Below are 21,364 nucleotides of genomic sequence, written 5' to 3'. Positions count from 1 at the left end.
GGTCAGCCCTAGACTAGCCGCTTGCATAATTCGAGGTGTTTATAATGCGAGTTTCAGATTTTAGTTTTGATTTACCTGATGAGCTTATTGCTCGTTACCCACAACCCGATCGTACGGCAAGTCGTCTACTTCAATTAGATGGCAATTCAGGCACATTAGTGGATGGGCAATTTACTAATGTACTTGATTTAGTTGAGCCCGGTGATCTTTTAGTTTTCAACAATACGCGTGTGATTCCTGCTCGTATGTTTGGTCGTAAAGCATCGGGTGGTAAAATTGAAGTGTTGGTGGAACGCGTACTCGATAATAAGCGCATCTTAGCGCATGTCCGCTCATCAAAATCACCGAAACCTGGTGCGCCATTGATTCTTGGTGATAATAGTGATTATGAAGTTGAGGCGACGATGGTTGCTCGTCATGATGCACTGTTTGAAATCCAGTTTGAAAATGAGTTAACGGTACTTGAGACTCTTGATAAAATTGGACACATGCCGTTACCTCCTTACATTGACCGTCCGGATGAAGATTCAGATAAAGAGCGTTATCAAACGGTTTATAATGAGAAACCAGGGGCAGTCGCTGCGCCAACAGCGGGGTTGCATTTTGATGATGCAATTTTAGCTGCTCTTAAAGAGAAAGGGGTAGAAACGGCATTTGTTACCTTGCATGTTGGTGCAGGAACATTCCAGCCTGTGCGTGTTGATGATATCAATGATCATGTGATGCATTCTGAGTACGCGGAAGTACCTCAAGAGGTTGTTGACGCCATTAATGCCACAAAAGCACGTAATGGTCGAGTCATTGCGGTTGGAACGACATCGGTTCGTTCTTTAGAGAGTGCCGCTCAATCTGCTTTAAAACAGGGAACTCCACTCGTTCCGTTTTTCTCAGATACTGATATTTTTATCTACCCTGGATATGAATTCCAATTGATTGACGTGATGATCACCAATTTCCACTTACCAGAATCGACTCTGATTATGTTGGTAAGTGCTTTTGCTGGTTTTGATAATACGATAAAAGCTTATCATCATGCAGTAGCCGAAAAATATCGCTTTTTTAGTTACGGAGATGCCATGTTTATCTCAGCGAAGACAAAATCTTAATACTTTATGAGAACTTGCTCATAAATTGAATGAATCAGGGGTATCTATATCATGGTATAGTGACCTCCGAACCCTAGCAGCGTTAGACTGTTTATCTAGCATCTGGAGATATTGTGAAGTACGAATTAATTAAAAAAGAGGGACGAGCCCGTCGCGGTCGTTTAACTTTTGAACGTGGTGAAGTAGAAACACCTGCATTTATGCCTGTTGGTACCTATGGGACTGTAAAAGGCATGACACCTGAAGAAGTGAAAGCAACGGGTGCTCAGATCCTTCTAGGTAATACGTTCCACCTATGGTTGCGTCCTGGTCAAGAAATCATGCGTCAACATGGCGATCTACATGACTTTATGAATTGGCAAGGTCCGATTTTAACCGATTCAGGCGGTTTCCAAGTATTTAGTTTGGGTGATATCCGTAAGATCACAGAAGAGGGTGTACATTTCCGTAACCCTGTTAATGGTGACAAGATCTTTATGGATGCTGAAAAGTCGATGGAAATTCAATACGACTTAGGCTCAGATATTGTGATGATTTTTGATGAGTGTACACCATACCCAGCCACTCATGAAGAAGCTAAAAAGTCGATGGAGATGTCACTACGTTGGGCTAAACGTAGTCGTAACCATTTTGATAAACAAGGCAATAAGAACGCCCTTTTTGGTATTGTTCAAGGTTCTGTTTATGAAGATTTACGCGATATCTCAGCGGCAGGATTAACCGATATCGGTTTTGATGGTTATGCGGTTGGTGGTCTTGCGGTTGGTGAGCCGAAAGATGATATGCACCGTATACTAGAACATACTTGTCCGCAACTTCCAGAAGATAAGCCTCGTTATCTAATGGGTGTTGGTAAGCCTGAAGATTTAGTTGAAGGCGTACGTCGTGGTATTGATATGTTTGACTGTGTTATGCCAACGCGTAATGCACGTAACGGACACCTATTTGTTACTGGCGGTGTGGTTAAAATCCGTAACGCTAAACATAAAACAGATACGGGTCCATTAGATCCAGAATGTGATTGTTACACTTGTAAGAATTACAGTAAATCTTACCTACATCATCTTGATCGCTGTAATGAGATCCTAGGCGCACGCCTGAATACCGTCCATAATTTACGTTATTATCAACGTTTAATGGAAGGTTTGCGTAATGCGTTAGATGAAGGTAGATTAGACGCTTTCGTTGAAGAGTTTTATGCTCGTCGTGAAAAACCCGTACCACCATTAGATAATTTATAATAAAAGGATATATCAATGAGTTTAATCTCTAATGCATACGCAGCTGGCCCCGCTTCTACTGGCGGAGAAACTACGCAGTTACTTATCATGCTTGGCCTGTTTGCTGTTATTTTTTACTTTATGATCTACCGCCCGCAGTCTAAGCGTGTGAAAGAACATAAAAACCTAATGGCTTCTATGGGTAAAGGCGATGAAGTATTATCAAGTGGTGGTCTAGTAGGTAAAATTACTAAGATCTCTGATGATAGTGACTATATCGTTATCGCTTTAGGCGCTGGCACTGAAGTAACAATTAAGAAAGATTTTGTTACTGCAGTACTGCCAAAAGGTACTATTCAATCTCTATAACCTCCTAAAGGATCATAACAGTGTTAAACCGTTATCCTTTGTGGAAGTATATTATGTTAGCGCTGATCATTGCGATCGGCGCTCTATATGCTCTCCCAAATATCTACGGTGAAGATCCAGCGGTTCAAGTTACAGGTGCACGTGGTGTATCAGCTGATTTGCAAACCTTGGATTCTGTCACCGATGCTTTAAAAAGCAATGACATCGACTACAAATCTATCTCTCTTGAAAAGGGTACGGTACTCGCTCGTTTTTCTGACACCGATACCCAAATTAGTGCTCGCGATATTATTAAATCCGCTTTAGATAAACAGTATATCGTCGCCTTAAACCTTGCACCTGCTACGCCAAAATGGCTAGAGTCCGTCGGTGCAACACCAATGAAACTTGGTCTTGATCTACGTGGTGGTGTTCACTTCTTGATGGAAGTGGATATGGATGCTGCGATGGATAAGTTGATGGGCCAACAAGAAGATGTATTCCGAACTGAATTGCGTGAAGCACGTCTTCGCTATAGTGCTATTCATAAGAAACAAGATTCTGTTGACGTTCGTATGCGTAGTGCAGCTGATTTAGATAAAGCTAAATCCCTACTTGCTGAAAAACATCAAGATATGGTGTTTACCGTTGATGAAAGCACTTCAACACTTAAAGCCGTTTATACCGAAGCTCGTTTAAAAGAGATTCGTGACTATGCCGTTGATCAGAATATTACCATTTTACGTAACCGTGTGAATGCTTTAGGTGTTGCTGAGCCATTAGTTCAACGTCAAGGTGCATCACGCATTGTTGTTGAGCTACCTGGTGTACAAGATACAGCTCGTGCAAAAGAGATCTTAGGTGCAACGGCAACGTTAGAATTCCGTACGGTTGATACTGCGGTTGATCGTCAAGCTGCAGCAAGTGGTCGAGTACCTGGTTCTAGTGAAGTGAAATATACGCGTGATGGTGCACCGGTTGTACTTAAAAAGCGTGTTATTCTAACCGGTGATCATATTACCGATGCAAGTTCTAGCGCTGATGAATATGGCCGTCCACAAGTTAACATCTCACTAGATAGTGAAGGTGGTAGCAAAATGTCAGCATTTACCAAAGATAATATTGGTAAATTAATGGCAACGGTTTTCTCTGAGTATAAAGATACAGGTAAACGTGATAGCAAAGGCAATGTTGTTTTAGCTAAACATGAAGAAGTCATTAACCAAGCGACGATTCAGTCTCGTTTAGGTAATAGCTTCCGTATTACGGGTATTGATAGCCAAGCTGAAGCGCACAACTTAGCCCTTCTTCTTCGTGCCGGTGCGTTAATTGCGCCAATTTCGATTGTTGAAGAGCGTACCATTGGTCCATCAATGGGGCAGCAGAATATCGATATGGGTGTTCAAGCTTGTGTGTGGGGCTTAATCGCCGTTATGCTATTCACCGCTATTTATTACCGTAAATTTGGCCTGATTGCTAACTTAGCTTTAGTGATGAACTTGGTTCTTATTATCGGTATTATGTCGTTGATCCCAGGTGCTACCATGACCTTGCCAGGTATCGCAGGTATCGTATTAACGGTCGGTATGGCGGTTGATGCCAATGTACTGATATTTGAGCGTATCCGTGAAGAGTTGCGAGAAGGGCGTAGTCCTCAACAAGCGATTCATCAAGGTTATGCTAATGCTTTTAGTACCATTGCCGATGCTAACATCACTACCTTAATTACAGCGATTATCTTATTTGCTGTAGGTACCGGTGCGATTAAAGGCTTCGCCGTGACACTATCTATTGGTATTTTAACTTCAATGTTTACTGCAATTGTTGGTACCCGTGCGGTCGTCAACTTATTGTATGGCGGTAAACGTGTTAAAAAGCTATCAATCTAAGGGGCGCTTAAATGTTTGAAATTTTAAGAACGAATAAAACGTTCAACTTTATGCGCTGGTCTAAAGTGGCTTTCATCTTCTCTATTTTGATGATTGGGGCTGCTATCGGTACTCTTTCAACTAAATGGTTGAATTGGGGCTTAGACTTTACTGGTGGTACGTTAATTGAAGTTGGTTTTCAACAGCCTGCAGATCTTGAAAAGGTACGTGCCTCTTTAGATACCGCCGGTTTTGGTGATGCCGTTGTTCAAAACTTTGGTACAGCAAGAGATGTGATGGTTCGCCTGCGTCCTCGTGATGATCTCAAAGGTGAGCAATTAGGTTCACAAGTTATCAATGCCATCCAACAAGGTACTGGCGAAAGCGTAGAGATGCGCCGAGTTGAGTTTGTTGGTCCGAACGTCGGTGATGAATTAGCTGAAGCGGGTGGTCTTGCGATTATTGCTTCATTAATCTGTATCCTTCTTTACGTTTCAATGCGTTTTGAGTGGCGTTTGGCAGCGGGTGCAGTATTGTCTCTTGCTCACGATGTAACGATTACTTTAGGTATCTTCTCGTTACTTCAAGTTGAAGTTGACTTGACCATTGTGGCAGCACTACTGACGGTGGTGGGTTACTCGCTCAATGATACCATCGTGGTATATGACCGAGTACGTGAGAATTTCCGTCGTGAACGTAAAGGTTCGCCAACGGAGATTATCAATGGTGCTATTACTCAGACATTGAGTCGTACGTTGATTACTTCTGGTACAACATTATTCGTGGTTATTGCCCTATTCACTCAAGGTGGCGCTAATATTCATGGCTTTGCATTAGCACTATTGATCGGTATTACTGTAGGTACTTATTCATCGATCTATGTTGCATCTGCACTTGCTCTGAAACTTGGTATTACTCGTGAACACTTAATGCCTGTGAAAGTTGAGAAAGAAGGTGAAGAGTTTGACAATATGCCTTAACGGCTAATTCATAACGTTACCTGAATTAAATCCAGTTAATTCTCTGTTTATCTTAATGAAAGAACAGAAAATTAGCTGGATTTTTTTTATATGCTAAAATAGTCACTTACTTTTCTTCTTTTCTGCGTGATTATCATTATGCCATCATCTCTATTTACTCCCTTTAAATCCTCAATCTCTGCGCTAACGCCTCCTGATAAATTCACTTTTCCTTTCTATTATCAACCTCATCCGCTAGCAGTTGTGGCCACGCAAGAGTTACAAGAACACTTAGAAATACAGCAGATTTGGCAACATGACTTTGGTTTGCAAGGTGAAAGTGTTTTTCCAATTGGTAAGATGTTTGGTGTGTTAGTGGTAGAGAATCAACAAGGGGAGTTAGGTTATTTATCTGCATTTTCAGGTAAGTTAGCTGAACAAAATAACCTCCCTTATTTTGTGCCGCCTGTGTTTGATATGCTGGTGGAAGATAACTTTTTTCTTACCGAGCAGAAAGTGATTAATCAAGTTACTGCTCAGTTAGAGACGTTGCAGCAGAGTCCTAAGTTGGCTGAGCTAAAAGCCGCAAGTATTGATATAGCACAACAGCAGCAACAAGCGCTTTCTCAACATCGAGATCAGATGATTGAAGGGCGACGAGTGAGGAAGTTGGCGCGAGCTGAGGTAGAACAGCAATTCCAAGAGGGAGCCATTGATGAAGTTCAGTTAAAACCTTTGATGGTTGAGCTGTCTCGACAAAGTGTAACGGAGAAAAATCAGTTAAAAGCCTTAAAGCAGCGTTGGCAACAGAGAATCGATGAGGTTGAACAAGAAATTACTCAATTTGAAGACGAGATTAAAAACAGAAAGCAACAGCGTAAAACCTTATCGAATGCACTGCAATATCAACTATTTGAACAGTATAGCTTTTTGAATCAACAAGCTGAAAGCCAAACGTTAAATCAGATATTTAAAGAGACAGTAACGCCAATTCCACCGGCAGGTGCGGGAGAGTGTGCAGCACCCAAGTTGCTGCAATATGCGTTTAAAAATCAGTTGAAGCCAATTGCTCTAGCGGAATTTTGGTGGGGGAGTTCACCTAAATCGGAAGTCAGAAAGCACAAAAATTACTATCCCTCTTGTCAAAGTAAATGTTTGCCGATTCTAACTCATATGTTAAAAGGCATGGATGTTGATGATAACCCTTTATTGGTTAATCCCGCCGAAGGAAAAACGTTACCGATTATTTATCAAGATGAAGCCTTGTTGATTGTCAATAAACCCGCTGAATTTCTTTCAGTTCCTGGTAAGCAGATCAATGATTCGGTTTATCATCGAATTAAAATACAATTTCCTGAGGCGACCGGACCATTGATTGTCCACCGTTTAGATATGTCGACATCCGGATTGATGGTGCTGGCACTGACGAAAGAGAGCCATAAAAATCTTCAGCAACAGTTTATTAAACGGACGGTAGAGAAGCGTTATTTAGCGAGATTAGAAGGTACGATCATCCAGAGTGAAGGTTATATCTCTTTACCATTGCGTGTTGATTTAGAAGATAGACCAAAGCAGTTAGTTTGTTATCAACATGGACGACAGGCTGAAACATATTGGCAAGTGAAAGGGATTGTTGATGGTAAAACTGATATCTACCTTTATCCAAAAACAGGAAGAACCCATCAGTTAAGAGTCCATTGTGCTCACCAGTTAGGATTAAATACCCCGATTATTGGTGATGATCTGTATGGGACTCGGGAACGTCGTCTTCATCTGCATGCTGAATCTCTGAGTTTTGATCATCCAGAATCTAAACAGCGAATGGATTTCCAAGTTGATGCTGATTTTTAGTTATCCCCTCCTTACTTGAAGTTGCTAGTAGGCGAACACAAGTGACGAGCTATTTTAAATAAGAAGGCGATATAAAACAAAAAAGACCACCTGTGATTAACAGATGGTCTTTTTATAAAACGGATATAAACGAAATTTAAGTATTGATTACTTAAGTAGCGCTTCTTTATCGTTGTTACGGATGGCTGTTAGTAAGCCTTTTACTACGCGAGCATTACCAGAAACGATGTTTCCAGATGTCATGTAGTTGCTGCCACCTGCAAAGTCAGTACAAAGTGCACCAGCTTCACGAGCAATTAATTCACCAGCAGCGATATCCCATGGCTTAAGAGCAAGCTCGAAATAACCATCAACACGGCCAGAAGCAACATAACAAAGGTCTAGTGCAGCAGAACCAGTGCGACGGAAGTCAGAACAATCAGTAAATAACTCAGTCATGATCTTCATGTAGCTTTCAGAGTGCTGTTTCGCTTTATGCGGGAAAGCTGTCGCTAGAATAGTACCATCTAGGTCTTTAGCTTTAGTTACACGGATACGTTGGTTATTTAGTTTAGCGCCAGCACCACGTTGAGCAGAGAAAAGCTCATTACGGATTGGATCGTAAACGATAGCGACTTCTGTACGTCCCTTAATGCGTAATGCAATAGAAACAGAAAAGTGAGGTAAGCCTCGAATGAAGTTAGTTGTGCCATCCAGTGGGTCGATGATCCATTGATAGTCCTTATCTTTACCTTCGTGTGTACCGCTCTCTTCAGCCACGATAGAGTGGTCAGGATAAGAGGTACGGATCACTTCGATGATAATCTCTTCAGCTTGTTGATCTACGTTAGTGTAGAAATCATTCACCCCTTTTGGGCTAGCTTCTACTGAATCTAAGTTTTCGAAAGATTTTGCGATATAATTGCCAGCTTTGCGCGCAGCGCGCACGCCGATATTTAGCATTGGATGCATACGATATTCCCAAGGATGTTAAAGAACTAAAAAAGCGGCGGCGAGTATACCAAAATTGAGATAAAAAGAAAGCGGTTATTTTTTGTTCTCTGCTTTTATCTAAGAGCGCAATAAGATCAAAAGGACAGATCTCTTTACTTTATGATAATATTATCCCCCCAAATTATTAAGCAGTATTATTTATCTATGTTAGATCAAGTGAAAATTGTTCTCGTTAATACCTCCCACTCCGGTAATATTGGCTCGGCTGCCCGTGCGATGAAAGTGATGGGTTTAAGTCGACTTGTTTTAGTTGATCCTGCATGTGAGATTGACGGCAAAGCGGTTGCGATGTCTGCGGGAGCAAGTGATATTATGAATAACGCGACCGTTGTCTCTACATTAGAAGAAGCCATTGCTGATTGTCAGTTAGTAGTAGGGAGTAGCGCTCGTCCTCGCCACTTGCAATGGCCACAACTTGACCCTCGAGAAGCGGGCACTAAATTAATCGCAGAAAGTCAAAGTAGTAAAGTGGCAATTATTTTTGGTCGTGAGCGTACCGGTTTGACCAATGATGAACTGCAAAAGTGTCACTACCATGTCAATATTCCTGCCAATCCGGAATACAGCTCCTTGAACTTAGCGATGGCCGTCCAAACATTATCTTATGAAGTAAGAACTGCTTGGTTAGAGTCGCAAGCTTATCAAGGTGAAAAGGGTGAAGAGGCGTATCCTCTTTCTGAAGATTTAGAGCTTTTTTATCGGCATTTAGAAAATACGCTTTATGATTCAGGATTTATTAATCAAGCTCATCCCGGCGCTGTAATGAACAAATTGCGACGTTTATTTAACCGTGCGCGACCAGAAAGACAAGAGTTGAATATTCTACGAGGTGCATTAACTTCGTTTGAGCGAGAAATGAAAAAATAGATTCTAATAATAGTTGACTAAATTACAGGGTTAAATACTTGACTGTTTTAGTCGGGTATGGCAATCTTAGCTCATTATTGACGAATGTGAGCTTGAATTTGCTATGAAATTGACTTCAAAAGGTAGATACGCAGTAACCGCAATGCTTGATGTTGCGTTACATGCGCAAGAGAATCCAGTGCCTTTGGCTGATATTTCTGAGCGTCAAGAGATTTCTTTATCGTACCTTGAACAATTATTCTCTCGTTTACGTAAAGCGGGTTTAGTCTCAAGTGTACGAGGACCAGGTGGTGGTTATCGCTTAGGATTAGATCCTAATGAAATTGCGGTAAGCATGGTGATAGCAGCCGTTGATGAATCGGTTGATGCAACCAAGTGTCATGGTGCTGGTGGATGTCAAGGCGGCTCCCGTTGCCTAACTCACTCTTTATGGCGAGACCTTAGTGCGCGAATCAGTGGTTTTCTAGATGGAATTACACTGGGTGAACTAATGGACGACAATGAAATTCAATTTGTTTCTAATCGTCAAGATGAAAAAATATTGTCGAGTTTTAGTAATAAAACTCTTTAATTAAAGCAATTAATGATAGATCAAGTGATATAAAAACTATATTTATCTATATACTTACGTTACATGAGTATATTCGCGGAGAAAAAAATGAAACTGCCTATTTATTTAGATTATTCAGCAACATGCCCAGTGGACCCACGTGTTGCAGAAAAGATGGTTGAGTGTTTAACCTTAGACGGAAATTTTGGTAACCCAGCATCTCGCTCGCACCGTTATGGTTGGCAGGCGGAAGAAGCAGTCGATACCGCGAGAGAGCAAATTGCCGATGTGCTAAATGCAGATCCACGTGAAATTGTTTTTACTTCTGGCGCAACTGAGTCAGACAATCTAGCAATTAAAGGTATTGCGCACTTCTATGGTAAGAAGGGCAAGCATATCATCACTTGCAAAACTGAACATAAAGCAGTACTTGACCCATGTCGTCAATTAGAGCGTGAAGGTTTTGAAGTGACTTATCTTGAGCCAGAAGCAAATGGCTTAATTGATTTGAACAAATTACAAGCAGCAATGCGTGATGATACAATTCTTGTTTCTATCATGCATGTAAATAACGAAATTGGTGTTATTCAAGATATTACTGCGATTGGTGAGCTGTGTCGTGAACGTAAGATTTACTTCCACGTTGATGCAGCACAATCTGCGGGTAAACTGCCAATTGATGTTAAAGAGATGAAAGTTGATCTGATCTCTATCTCTGGTCATAAAATTTATGGACCAAAAGGTATCGGTGCTCTTTATGTGCGTCGTAAGCCTCGTATTCGTCTTGAATCGCAAATGCATGGCGGCGGTCATGAGCGTGGTATGCGTTCAGGAACACTTCCTACGCACCAGATCGTTGGCTTAGGTGAAGCGATGCGTATCGCTAAAGAAGAGATGACTAAAGACTATCAACATTCTTTAGATCTACGTCAACGTTTTCTTGATGGAATCAAGGATATGGAAGCTGTTTATGTAAATGGTGACCTAGAGCAACGCGTTGCGAACAATTTAAATGTAAGCTTTGCATTTGTTGAGGGAGAGTCATTACTCATGGCTCTAAAAGATCTTGCAGTATCATCAGGTTCCGCTTGTACTTCAGCAAGTTTAGAACCTTCGTATGTATTGCGAGCACTCGGCTTAGATGATGAGTTAGCACACAGCTCAATTCGCTTCTCTTTTGGTCGCTTCACTACAGAAGAAGAAATTGACCACGCAATTAGTTGTGTACGTCAAGCTGTAGGAAAACTTCGTGAGATGTCACCTCTTTGGGATATGTACAAAGAAGGGATTGATTTAAACACAGTTGAGTGGGCACACCACTAATTTAACCGATAACCAAATTGATTAATCGCGAAATTAGTTGATACAACATACTGTTTCACGGAATTAGACAAATATTAGGAGAGATATCATGGCTTATAGCGAAAAAGTAATCGACCATTATGAAAACCCACGTAACGTTGGTGGTTTTGATAAAAACGATCCAAATATCGGTAGTGGTATGGTTGGCGCACCCGCTTGTGGTGACGTAATGAAACTACAAATCAAAGTAAGTGACGAAGGCGTTATCGAAGATGCTAAGTTTAAAACTTACGGCTGTGGTTCAGCAATTGCATCTAGCTCCCTCATTACTGAGTGGGTAAAAGGTAAAACACTTGATGAAGCTGCTGCGATTAAAAATGCAGAAATTGCTGAAGAGTTAGCATTACCGCCAGTAAAAGTTCACTGTTCTATTTTAGCTGAAGATGCAATCAAAGCTGCAGTTAGCGATTATAAGAACAAACATAAATAATTAATTAACTTTTAGGGGTTGTTGGACAGATGGCCATCACTATGACAGAAGCGGCAGCAGGCCGCGTTCGTACTTTTCTTGAGAATCGTGGTAAAGGCATCGGCCTGAGACTAGGAGTTCGTACTTCTGGCTGTTCGGGCATGGCTTACGTCATTGAGTTCGTTGATGAGCTTAATGAAGAAGATGAAGTTTTTAAAATTGATGATATTAATCTTATTGTCGATGCAAAAAGTTTGCTTTATCTCGATGGAACAGAGTTAGACTTTGCCAAAGAAGGTCTAAACGAAGGCTTTCAGTTCAATAACCCAAATGTCTCTAGTGAGTGTGGTTGTGGCGAAAGCTTCAACGTTTAACTTTCAAGCTAAAAGGTTTTAATACTAAAAGCCTATGAATCACTTTGAACTATTAGGGCTACCATTTCAATTTGACGTTGATGGTAGTCTTCTTTCTCTAAAATACAGAGAATTACAGCGCCATTTTCACCCTGATAATTTTGCAACCTCCTCCGAGCGTGATCGATTATTAGCGGTACAAAAAGCTGCACAAATCAACGACGCATTTCAGATCTTAAAGGATCCTGTTTTACGTGCTGAATATATTCTTGCTGAAAAGGGTGAAGATATTCGAGGCGAACAGGTGACCATGCAAGATCCAATGTTCTTAATGCAACAGATGGAACTGCGTGAATCTTTAGAAGATATCCCATCAACGGAAAATCCTGATGAAGCATTAGCCAAATTTGGACAAGAAGTGAAAGGGATTTATCAAACCTACCTCGACGAACTACGTCAACTTCTGGATGAAAAAGCATGGTCCAATGCGACTATTGTGGTACGAAAGCTGAAGTTTATCGTTAAATTACAAGTAGAAATTGATAACATGGAAGAACGTCTACTTGATCTTTGGTAATATCTTTCATCGTTGAAAATCCCATAAACCTAAGAATCCAAAATAAGGTATAACAATGGCATTATTACAGATTGCTGAACCAGGACAGAGCGCAGCACCTCATCAACATAAATTAGCTGTCGGTATTGATTTAGGGACAACTAATTCCTTAGTTGCAGCAGTACGTAGTGGTCAATCAAGTTGTTTAGTCGATGAACAAGATCATTCGATCATGCCATCGGTTGTTCATTATGGTGAAAATGAGCAGATCACGACAGGAATTGCAGCGCGAGCATTAGCGCAACAAGATCCTGAAAATACCGTGATTTCAGTTAAGCGATTAATTGGTCGTTCACTCAATGATATTCAACAACGTTATTCTAATTTGCCTTATCAATTTGTTGCCTCTGATAACGGTCTTCCTCAGATTGCTACCCGTCAAGGTGTAGTGAATCCAATTGCCGTTTCTAGTGAAATACTTAAGTCACTTTCTAAACGTGCAGAACAAGTATTAGGTGGCGATCTTGAAGGTGTCGTGATTACGGTTCCTGCTTATTTTGATGATGCTCAACGTGCAGGCACAAAAGATGCAGCTAAGCTCGCAGGTCTTAATGTTCTTCGCTTGTTGAATGAACCCACGGCAGCTGCTATTGCTTATGGTTTAGATTCAGGTCAAGAAGGTGTCATTGCCGTTTATGATTTAGGTGGCGGGACTTTTGATATCTCAATACTTCGTCTTTCTAAAGGTGTATTTGAAGTTCTGGCTACAGGTGGTGATTCTGCTTTAGGTGGCGATGACTTTGACCAAGTGATTGTTGACTGGATTTTAGCGGAGGCTGGAATTTCAGACGAGCTTTCAGCGATGGATTCCCGTGCAGTTATTGATGCCGCAACGGATGCAAAAATTACACTGTCTGCGGAACCACAAGCGAATATTGATATTTTAGGTTGGCAAGGTACATTAACCAAAGATACCTTTGAGCAGCTAATTACGCCATTAATTAAAAAGACCTTGTTGTCATGTCGTCGTGCAATTAAAGATGCGGACATCACAACTGATGAGGTACTTGAAGTTGTCATGGTTGGTGGTTCAACGCGTGTTCCTTCTGTTCGTGAAATGGTTGGACGCTTCTTTGATAAAGAGCCATTAACGTCAATTGACCCTGATAGTGTGGTCGCTTTAGGTGCATCAATCCAAGCCAATATTTTAGTGGGTAACAAATCAGATGATGAGTTACTGCTTCTTGATATTACCCCGCTTTCATTAGGTATTGAGACAATGGGGGGCTTGGTAGAGAAGATCATTCCACGTAATACCGCGATTCCGGTAGCAAGAGCGCAAGAGTTTACCACTTTTAAAGATGGCCAAACTGCAATGATGGTGCATGTGGTACAAGGTGAGCGAGAGATGGTTGATGACTGTCGTTCACTCGCTCGTTTTACTCTTCGTGATATTCCGCCTATGGCGGCAGGTGCTGCCCATATTCGAGTGACTTATCAAGTTGATGCTGATGGTTTACTTTCTGTTACCGCGATGGAGAAAGGCACTGGCGTTCAGGCTGAAATTCAAGTGAAACCGTCTTATGGTTTAAGTGATAATGAAGTGGCTTCAATGATCCAAGATTCAATGAAGTTTGCGAAAGATGATCTTGATGCAAGAAAACTAGCCGAACAGCAAGTTGAAGCGGATCGTGTTATCGAAGGGTTAGTGGCAGCGCTAGATGCTGATGGTGATGCATTGCTTACCCTTGAAGAGAGAAAAGAAATTGAAGATGCAATTGCTAAACTTGCCGAATTACGACAAGGAACCAGTGTGTTAGCGATTGAAGATGGAATTAAAAACGCTGATAAAGTGAGCCAAGAGTTCGCATCTCGTCGAATGGATCAATCTATTCGTCGAGCATTGGCTGGTCAATCAATAGATGAGATTTAAAAATGCCTAAAATTGTAGTACTTCCTCATGAAGAGTTATGCCCTGAAGGCATGGTATTAGATGCAACAACAGGTGAAACTGTTTTAGATGTTGCACTAAAAAATGGAATCCATATTGAACATGCATGTGAAAAATCGTGTGCATGTACAACTTGTCACGTTATTGTTCGTGAAGGCTTTGATTCATTGGATGAAAGTGATGAGTTAGAAGATGATATGTTAGATAAAGCATGGGGATTAGAACCAGAGTCTCGTTTGGGTTGCCAAGCGAAAGTTGAAGATGAAGACCTCGTTATCGAAATTCCTCGCTATACTATTAACATGGTTTCTGAAAAGAACTAATTTATACCCTTCTTATTTGAAGAGATGGTATATATTAGAAACTAGTATTATGACAAAGAGGTGGACAATATGAGTTTAAAATGGATTGATTCTCGAGATATTGCGATTGAGTTAGTAGATACTTATCCTGATATTGACCCTCAAACCGTACGCTTTACTGATCTTTACCAATGGGTTCTCGACCTTGAAGAGTTTGATGATGATCCTAAACACTCTAATGAACGTGTATTAGAAGCTATTGTTGCTTGTTGGCTAGAAGAGATGGATTAAGGTGCTGAGCGATAATTAAGGACTGACTCCTTAAATTAGCAATAATGTTGTAATACTAAAAAGGTAGACTGTTAACAGTTTGCCTTTTTTGTTTAATTGGAGTTAATATATTGAATTTATTCAGATTGCAGTGCACTCTATAATGAGTTATCAAATAATTTAAATGAATAGAGTCAATTCACTAGCAAAACCATAATAAATGATAAGTCTGTCTTATCGTGTCCATTATTTAGTTTTCACTCAAGGAGAGGATATATGTCAACTCATATGCCTGTTGTTATCTCGCTTCAAGCTGCTGAAGAGCAGTGGGGGGCGAATGCATTAGTATCGTTCAATAACGGTGGTGCCACAATCCATTTAACCGAAAATAGCAATGAAGATGTTGTTCAAAAAGCGGCGAGAAAGATTGCTAATCAAGGAATTAAATCCGTTGAGTTAGCGGGTGATAAATGGACTTTAGAACAGTGTTGGGTATTTGCTCAAGGCTTTCGCTCTCCACTTGGTGAACTTGACATTGTTTGGCCTACCTCTCTCTCTGAGCAAGATGAATCTCAACTTGATGCACGTTTAGTAGCTGTTAATTGGGCTAGAGATATTACTAATTTGACTGGCGAACAGTTGAGCCCTGAACGTTTAGCTTCTCGCGCTGCTGAGTTTCTAAAAGGGCTTGATCCTGAATCAGTTAAATTCAAGATGGTTAAAGGCAATGATCTATTAGAAGAAGGCTGGACTGGAACCTATACCGTCGGTCGTGGTTCTGCGCGTAAACCGGTGATGTTAAGGCTGGATTACAATCCAACTAAAGATCCTGAGGCTCCGGTACATACTGTGATTGTTGGTAAAGGTATTACCTTTGACTCCGGCGGCTATAGCTTAAAACCGTCTGGCTTTATGAATTCCATGAAAGCCGACATGGGAGGATCTGCAATTGCAACTGCAGCCCTAGCTTTAGCGATTATGAATGGAGTCGATTACCGTATTAAATTGGTACTATGCTGTGCAGAAAATATGGTATCCAGTAAAGCTTATAAATTGGGCGATATTATCACTTATAAAAATGGTAAAACGGTTGAAGTGATGAATACCGATGCTGAAGGGCGTTTGGTGATGGCGGATGGCTTGATTTATGCGAGCAGTCATAATCCGCAACGTATTATTGACTGTGCAACATTAACTGGAGCAGCAAAAGCAGCACTAGGTAATGATTATCATGCTCTGTTTAGTTTTGATCAGGCTCTAGCGAATAAAGCCCTAAAAGCCGCGGATCAAGTCAATGAAGGATTATGGCAACTTCCTTTGGCCGATATGCATCGTCATATGCTGCCATCAGATTTTGCTGACCTATCTAATATTAGTTCTGGGCAATACTCTCCAGGCGCAAGTACTGCTGCTGGTTTCTTATCTCATTTTGTTGAAGATTATAAGAAAGGCTGGTTACATTTCGATTGTAGTGCGGCTTATCGTAAAACAGCGAGTAACAAGTGGGCTGTCGGTGGCACAGGTCAAGGCGTTCGAACTCTCGCTCAGCTACTACTAAATAAAAAATAAAAAATAATAAAGGATTTAATCATGACGATTGAACAAACACTTTCTATTGTAAAACCCGATGCAACAAGACGTAATCTAATCGGTACTATCTACCAACGAATTGAAAATGCAGGCCTACATATTGCCGCAGCAAAAATGATTCATATGTCAAAAGAACAGGCGGAAGGTTTCTATGCAGAACATAAAGGTAAGCCTTTCTTTGATGATCTTGTGGCTTTCATGATCTCTGAGCCGGTTATGGTTCAAGTGTTAGAAGCTGAAAATGCAATTACTGATTACCGTGAATTGATGGGGAAAACCAACCCAGAAGAGGCAGCATGTGGCACGATTCGTCACGACTTTGCTGAAAGTATGCGTTATAACTCAGTACATGGTTCAGATAGCCCAACATCTGCTGAACGTGAAATTAACTACTTCTTTAAGCCAGAAGAAATTTTCTCTCAGCGTAAATAAACCTTATAATCAATAGGTTATGGTGTTATTTGTATGAATTTTTTAACGCTATAAACTGTTTGATTGAGTCATTAATTCAATATAAATGATAAGAGCCTAACTAGGCTCTTTTTTTTGTTCAAAAAATCACCAATGAATTCACCCTAATTCTGGCATCAAAGAGATAAATTATGTACAATCTCGCGCCTTGAGTTATTGAGTAGCAGTAACTTCTCATGTCGAAGATGTTATCTTACCCAATATTCATCGATATTTTCTATCTTATCAGTTTAATGAGGCCTTCAATGACCACTAAAAAAGTCAATTTACTTGATTTAAATCGCAAAGCAATGAAAGAGTTTTTTGCTGAAATTGGTGATAAACCTTTCCGTGTCGAGCAAGTCATGAAATGGATCTATCATTATGGCTGTGATGATTTTGATCAAATGACTAACTTAAATAAAAAGCTGCGTGAAAAATTAAAGCATGTTGCTGAAATCAAAGCACCTGAAGTGGGGAATGCTCAGTATTCTACTGATGGTACCATTAAGTGGGCAATGAAAGTTGGCGATCAAGATGTTGAAACCGTTTATATCCCAGAAGGCGACCGTGCGACACTCTGCGTCTCTTCTCAAGTAGGTTGTGCATTAGACTGCAAATTCTGCTCAACAGGCCAACAAGGCTTTAACCGTAACTTAACGGTATCTGAAATTATTGGTCAGGTTTGGCGTGCAGCCAAAGAAGTGGGTATTGAAAAAGAGACGGGCCGTCGTCCCATTACTAATGTTGTTATGATGGGAATGGGGGAACCGCTACTTAACTTAAAGAACTTAGTTCCAGCTCTGGAACTGATGTTAGATGATCTTGGCTATGGTCTATCTAAGCGTCGTGTGACGGTTTCTACTTCAGGTGTTGTTCCTGGACTCGATCAGTTAGGTGATCAAATTGATGTTGCACTCGCGATCTCTCTTCATGCGCCTGAAGATGCGCTACGTAGCGAAATCATGCCGATTAATGACAAATATAATATCGAAAGCTTTTTACAATCGGTACAGGGTTATATCTCTAAATCCAATGCAAACCGAGGTCGCGTGACGGTTGAGTACATTCTGCTTGATCATGTCAATGACAATATGGATGACGCTCATCGTTTAGCTAAGTTATTAGAGAATACCCCGTCTAAGATTAATTTAATTCCATTTAATCCATATCCTGGATCGCCTTATAATAAGCCAAGTAACTCTCGTATTGATCGTTTCTCGAAAGTATTAATGGAGTATGGTTTTACGGTTATTGTTCGTAAAACTCGTGGTGATGATATTGATGCAGCCTGTGGACAGCTAGTCGGTGACGTTATTGATAGAACAAAGCGTACCCAAGCAAAAAGAGCTAAAGGTGAACCAATTGCGGTAAAAACTGTCTAGTAAAGTATCATGCCAAGGAGTAGGCGAAAGTTAAATGATACTGATATCGATAATAACCAAGTCGATGATTAAACAGATAATGATTCAAAAAATGAAACCAATAATTAAACGGCTCACGACTCGAACTATAATACGAGATGCTAGGGCAGTTTACTTATTGGTTCTTTTTTATATTATTAGCGGGCTGCTCGACAATTAATGCGCCAGCAACGGATAATTTAAAGCTAAGAGATGCGGCAGATGCTAGAATTGACTTAGGTTTAGGTTATCTAACCACTGCTCAACCTCAAAGTGCTGAAAAAAATCTACGTCTAGCACTAGAATATCAACCAAAATACTCGCGTGCAGTTGCTGCTATGGCATACTATTATAGTTATATTGGAGAGGTTGAGTTAGCTTGGCAACAATATCAACAAGCCTTAACGCTAAAACCCCTCTCAGGTAAGATATTTAATAATTATGGTGTTTTTTTATGTCAGCAGCAGGCATTTACAGAGGCTATGATTTATTTTGAAAAGGCGGTATTAGATGAGAGATACCAAAATAAAGCGGAAAGTCTTGAAAATGCAGGTGTTTGCAGTTTGAAAGCTGGTAATATGGCTTCGGCAACGCACTTTTTTCAGCGGGCATTACGTCGAGAACCGCATTTGGTTGTTGCTAAAAAACAGTTAGCATTAATAGAACAATAGATAGCAAAGCACTTGGCAATGTCACCAATATAACTGCACTTTTGTATGAAGGTGATAGTCAATAATAAGACCGAGATTCTTAATAAAGGTTATAAATAAAAATGACAATAGAAGATAAGAATATCAGTAATGAACCGTTAACAGAGCAAAACACCCAAAAGCCAGGTGAGATATTGAGATTTGCTCGTGAAAAATTAGGTTTATCCCAACAAGAGATAGCGACACAACTGCGTCTAAATATTTCTGTCGTAAAACATATCGAAAATGATGAATTTAATAAGATGCCAGTCGCGACCTTTACTCGTGGCTATTTGCGCTCTTATGCTAAACTGGTAAATGTTGAGACGGATGATGTATTAAAAGCTTTTGATGCCTCAGGTGCTGAACCCGTTAAAATTCAAGAGATGCAAAGTTTTTCGAAAAAACGAAGCCGTGATAGCCATGATAGTCGAGTTATGGGGATCACATGGGTCTTGGTCATTATTGTTGTCGGTATTACAGCAACATGGTGGTGGCAAAATAAAGATGGTTCATTAAGTGAATCGATTAGTGAAACACAACAACTTGTTGAAGCGCAATCTGCAACATCAACTGAATCCATCTCTGAGTCAGAAAAAGTTAATGCTGATGACGAATCTGTTGTTAGCCAAGAGCAACAGCAGTTGGGTGACTACCCTGTCGCAACTAATAATGATGCAGCAAAAGCGGTAGAAAAGCACCAAGAAGAATCCACACTACCTGAAGTGACGACTTCTGAAGTTAACTCATCAATAGTTGTCGATCAAAAAGCAACCGCTTCAACAGCCGTTACTGCTGAAGCCACAACGCCAGAAACGATTGTTCCTGATACAACGGCAGAAGATCATGCGATAGCATCCCAAGTCGCGGAAGTTGCATCTGTTTCTGATATACAGATGACGTTTAGCAATGATTGCTGGGTACAGATTACAGATGCTTCAGGGAAGAATTTAGTCAATGGCATTAAAAAGCAAGGTGATACCATTGATCTTTCTGGAAATGCGCCTTATAAGATTGTACTCGGTGCACCTAACCATGTAGAGTTAACCTACAAAGGTGATAAGTTTGATTTAAGTCGCTATGCTAGCGGTAAAGTCGCCCGTTTTAAGCTTTCAAATTAAAGAGTAGATAGTTTCATGCATAATCATTCTCCTATTAAACGTCGTCAATCAACCCGTATTTATGTTGGGAATGTCCCTGTGGGTGACGGCGCACCAATCGCTGTTCAATCAATGACTAACACGCTTACAACAGATGTTGCAGCCACTGTTGCTCAAATCTCTGCACTTGAAAAAGTCGGTGCTGATATTGTTCGTGTTTCAGTACCAACAATGGATGCGGCTGAAGCTTTTAAGCAAATCAAACAGCAAAGTAATATTCCTTTGATTGCTGATATTCATTTTGATTATCGTATTGCTCTTAAGGTTGCAGAATATGGCGTAGATTGCCTACGTATTAACCCAGGTAATATTGGTAATGAGCAACGAATTCGTTCAGTTGTTGATTGTGCAAAAGATATGAATATTCCCATTCGTATTGGTGTTAACGGCGGTTCATTAGAGAAAGATATTCAACAGAAATATGGTGAGCCGACAGCTGCTGCTTTAGTTGAATCAGCAATGCGTCATGTTGATATTCTTGATCGTTTAAACTTTGATCAATTTAAAGTAAGTGTAAAAGCTTCCGATGTTTTTTTAGCGGTTGAGTCTTACCGTTTATTAGCTAAAGAAATTGTCCAGCCACTACATTTAGGGATCACAGAGGCGGGTGGTGCTCGAGCAGGATCGGTTAAATCGGCTGTCGGCTTAGGTATGTTACTCTCTGAAGGTATTGGTGATACATTACGTGTTTCATTGGCGGCTGATCCTGTTGAAGAAGTGAAAGTTGGCTTTGATATCTTAAAGTCCCTGCGTATTCGTTCTCGTGGTATTAATTTTATTGCTTGTCCAACTTGTTCTCGTCAAGAATTTGATGTTATTGGAACGGTTAATGAATTAGAGCAACGTTTAGAAGATATTGTTCTACCAATGGATGTTTCTATTATCGGTTGTGTCGTTAATGGCCCCGGTGAGGCTGAAGTCTCTCATTTAGGTGTCGCAGGCGGTAATAAACGCAGCGCATTCTATCAAGATGGAAAGCGTCAAAAAGATCGCTTTGATAATGATAACTTGATTGATCAACTAGAGAGTCGTATTCGTGCAAAAGCCTCGATTCTTGATCAAGAAAATCGAATTAAAACTCAGACTATAGAAGATTCTGAGTAACAT

22 protein-coding genes are annotated in these 21,364 nt (G+C 40.5%); 21 read left to right on the top strand and 1 reads right to left on the bottom strand.

Going from position 1 to position 21,364, the window contains the following annotated elements:
• The first annotated feature begins 44 nt into the window (after nt 1-44).
• From queA to L0B53_RS05050, 6 genes are all read left to right on the top strand, one after another.
• On the top strand, nt 45-1,106 hold the full coding sequence (queA, locus tag L0B53_RS05075; protein ID WP_235061073.1) for a tRNA preQ1(34) S-adenosylmethionine ribosyltransferase-isomerase QueA: 1,062 nt from the start codon (nt 45-47) through the stop codon (nt 1,104-1,106).
• A 113-nt stretch (nt 1,107-1,219) separates the two neighbouring features.
• The gene (tgt, locus tag L0B53_RS05070) at nt 1,220-2,347 is read left to right on the top strand and encodes a tRNA guanosine(34) transglycosylase Tgt (RefSeq protein WP_235061072.1); all 1,128 of its coding nucleotides are present in this window, start codon (nt 1,220-1,222) and stop codon (nt 2,345-2,347) included.
• 15 nt (nt 2,348-2,362) lie between these two features.
• Entirely contained in the window at nt 2,363-2,695 is a 333-nt protein-coding gene (gene yajC, locus L0B53_RS05065; RefSeq protein WP_235061071.1) for a preprotein translocase subunit YajC, read from the top strand.
• A gap of 20 nt (nt 2,696-2,715) precedes the next feature.
• Complete coding sequence (gene secD, locus L0B53_RS05060) at nt 2,716-4,563, top strand: protein translocase subunit SecD (RefSeq protein WP_235061070.1); 1,848 nt, start codon at nt 2,716-2,718, stop codon at nt 4,561-4,563.
• Between the two features lie 11 nt (nt 4,564-4,574).
• On the top strand, nt 4,575-5,522 hold the full coding sequence (gene secF / locus L0B53_RS05055) for a protein translocase subunit SecF (RefSeq protein ID WP_235061069.1): 948 nt from the start codon (nt 4,575-4,577) through the stop codon (nt 5,520-5,522).
• Between the two features lie 138 nt (nt 5,523-5,660).
• Complete coding sequence (locus L0B53_RS05050) at nt 5,661-7,352, top strand: RluA family pseudouridine synthase (protein ID WP_235061068.1); 1,692 nt, start codon at nt 5,661-5,663, stop codon at nt 7,350-7,352.
• Nucleotides 7,353-7,499: 147 nt separating this feature from the next.
• Here the strand turns inward: L0B53_RS05050 and suhB are convergent, their stop codons facing one another.
• Nucleotides 7,500-8,303: an inositol-1-monophosphatase gene (suhB, locus tag L0B53_RS05045; RefSeq protein WP_235061067.1), complete on the bottom strand. Its 804-nt coding sequence runs from the start codon at nt 8,301-8,303 to the stop codon at nt 7,500-7,502.
• A gap of 186 nt (nt 8,304-8,489) precedes the next feature.
• Between suhB and trmJ the strand changes: the two genes are divergently transcribed.
• The 15 genes from trmJ to ispG all read left to right on the top strand — a co-directional run bounded on the left by trmJ (nt 8,490) and on the right by ispG (nt 21,361).
• On the top strand, nt 8,490-9,212 hold the full coding sequence (trmJ, locus tag L0B53_RS05040; protein WP_235061066.1) for a tRNA (cytosine(32)/uridine(32)-2'-O)-methyltransferase TrmJ: 723 nt from the start codon (nt 8,490-8,492) through the stop codon (nt 9,210-9,212).
• A 103-nt stretch (nt 9,213-9,315) separates the two neighbouring features.
• Nucleotides 9,316-9,783 carry a Fe-S cluster assembly transcriptional regulator IscR gene (gene iscR, locus L0B53_RS05035; RefSeq protein WP_235061065.1) on the top strand — a complete coding sequence of 156 codons (468 nt, stop codon included), beginning with the start codon at nt 9,316-9,318 and terminating at the stop codon, nt 9,781-9,783.
• Between the two features lie 87 nt (nt 9,784-9,870).
• On the top strand, nt 9,871-11,085 hold the full coding sequence (locus L0B53_RS05030) for an IscS subfamily cysteine desulfurase (RefSeq protein WP_235061064.1): 1,215 nt from the start codon (nt 9,871-9,873) through the stop codon (nt 11,083-11,085).
• An 88-nt stretch (nt 11,086-11,173) separates the two neighbouring features.
• Nucleotides 11,174-11,554: a Fe-S cluster assembly scaffold IscU gene (gene iscU / locus L0B53_RS05025; RefSeq protein ID WP_235061063.1), complete on the top strand. Its 381-nt coding sequence runs from the start codon at nt 11,174-11,176 to the stop codon at nt 11,552-11,554.
• Between the two features lie 29 nt (nt 11,555-11,583).
• On the top strand, nt 11,584-11,907 hold the full coding sequence (gene iscA, locus L0B53_RS05020) for an iron-sulfur cluster assembly protein IscA (RefSeq protein WP_235061062.1): 324 nt from the start codon (nt 11,584-11,586) through the stop codon (nt 11,905-11,907).
• Nucleotides 11,908-11,941: 34 nt separating this feature from the next.
• Nucleotides 11,942-12,463, top strand: a complete 522-nt coding sequence (gene hscB / locus L0B53_RS05015) for a co-chaperone HscB (protein WP_235061061.1) — start codon at nt 11,942-11,944, stop codon at nt 12,461-12,463.
• Nucleotides 12,464-12,518: 55 nt separating this feature from the next.
• Nucleotides 12,519-14,375: a Fe-S protein assembly chaperone HscA gene (gene hscA / locus L0B53_RS05010; protein ID WP_235061060.1), complete on the top strand. Its 1,857-nt coding sequence runs from the start codon at nt 12,519-12,521 to the stop codon at nt 14,373-14,375.
• Between the two features lie 2 nt (nt 14,376-14,377).
• Nucleotides 14,378-14,716 carry an ISC system 2Fe-2S type ferredoxin gene (gene fdx, locus L0B53_RS05005; RefSeq protein WP_235061059.1) on the top strand — a complete coding sequence of 113 codons (339 nt, stop codon included), beginning with the start codon at nt 14,378-14,380 and terminating at the stop codon, nt 14,714-14,716.
• Between the two features lie 69 nt (nt 14,717-14,785).
• Nucleotides 14,786-14,986 (top strand): Fe-S cluster assembly protein IscX, encoded by a 201-nt coding sequence (iscX, locus tag L0B53_RS05000; protein ID WP_235061058.1) that lies wholly within the window; start codon nt 14,786-14,788, stop codon nt 14,984-14,986.
• Between the two features lie 255 nt (nt 14,987-15,241).
• Nucleotides 15,242-16,534 carry an aminopeptidase PepB gene (gene pepB, locus L0B53_RS04995; RefSeq protein WP_235061057.1) on the top strand — a complete coding sequence of 431 codons (1,293 nt, stop codon included), beginning with the start codon at nt 15,242-15,244 and terminating at the stop codon, nt 16,532-16,534.
• A 21-nt stretch (nt 16,535-16,555) separates the two neighbouring features.
• Nucleotides 16,556-16,987 carry a nucleoside-diphosphate kinase gene (ndk, locus tag L0B53_RS04990; RefSeq protein ID WP_235061056.1) on the top strand — a complete coding sequence of 144 codons (432 nt, stop codon included), beginning with the start codon at nt 16,556-16,558 and terminating at the stop codon, nt 16,985-16,987.
• A gap of 284 nt (nt 16,988-17,271) precedes the next feature.
• Nucleotides 17,272-18,390 carry a bifunctional tRNA (adenosine(37)-C2)-methyltransferase TrmG/ribosomal RNA large subunit methyltransferase RlmN gene (locus tag L0B53_RS04985; protein ID WP_235061055.1) on the top strand — a complete coding sequence of 373 codons (1,119 nt, stop codon included), beginning with the start codon at nt 17,272-17,274 and terminating at the stop codon, nt 18,388-18,390.
• Between the two features lie 137 nt (nt 18,391-18,527).
• The gene (gene pilW, locus L0B53_RS04980) at nt 18,528-19,079 is read left to right on the top strand and encodes a type IV pilus biogenesis/stability protein PilW (RefSeq protein ID WP_235061054.1); all 552 of its coding nucleotides are present in this window, start codon (nt 18,528-18,530) and stop codon (nt 19,077-19,079) included.
• A 101-nt stretch (nt 19,080-19,180) separates the two neighbouring features.
• Nucleotides 19,181-20,218 (top strand): cytoskeleton protein RodZ, encoded by a 1,038-nt coding sequence (gene rodZ / locus L0B53_RS04975; RefSeq protein ID WP_235061053.1) that lies wholly within the window; start codon nt 19,181-19,183, stop codon nt 20,216-20,218.
• A gap of 15 nt (nt 20,219-20,233) precedes the next feature.
• On the top strand, nt 20,234-21,361 hold the full coding sequence (ispG, locus tag L0B53_RS04970; RefSeq protein ID WP_235061052.1) for a flavodoxin-dependent (E)-4-hydroxy-3-methylbut-2-enyl-diphosphate synthase: 1,128 nt from the start codon (nt 20,234-20,236) through the stop codon (nt 21,359-21,361).
• Nucleotides 21,362-21,364 lie beyond the last annotated feature (3 nt).

The sequence above is a fragment of the Vibrio sp. SS-MA-C1-2 genome (assembly GCF_021513135.1).
Classification (GTDB): Bacteria; Pseudomonadota; Gammaproteobacteria; order Enterobacterales; family Vibrionaceae.
Note: the sequence above shows the minus strand (reverse complement) of the source record. Positions and strands in the feature narration are given on the sequence as shown.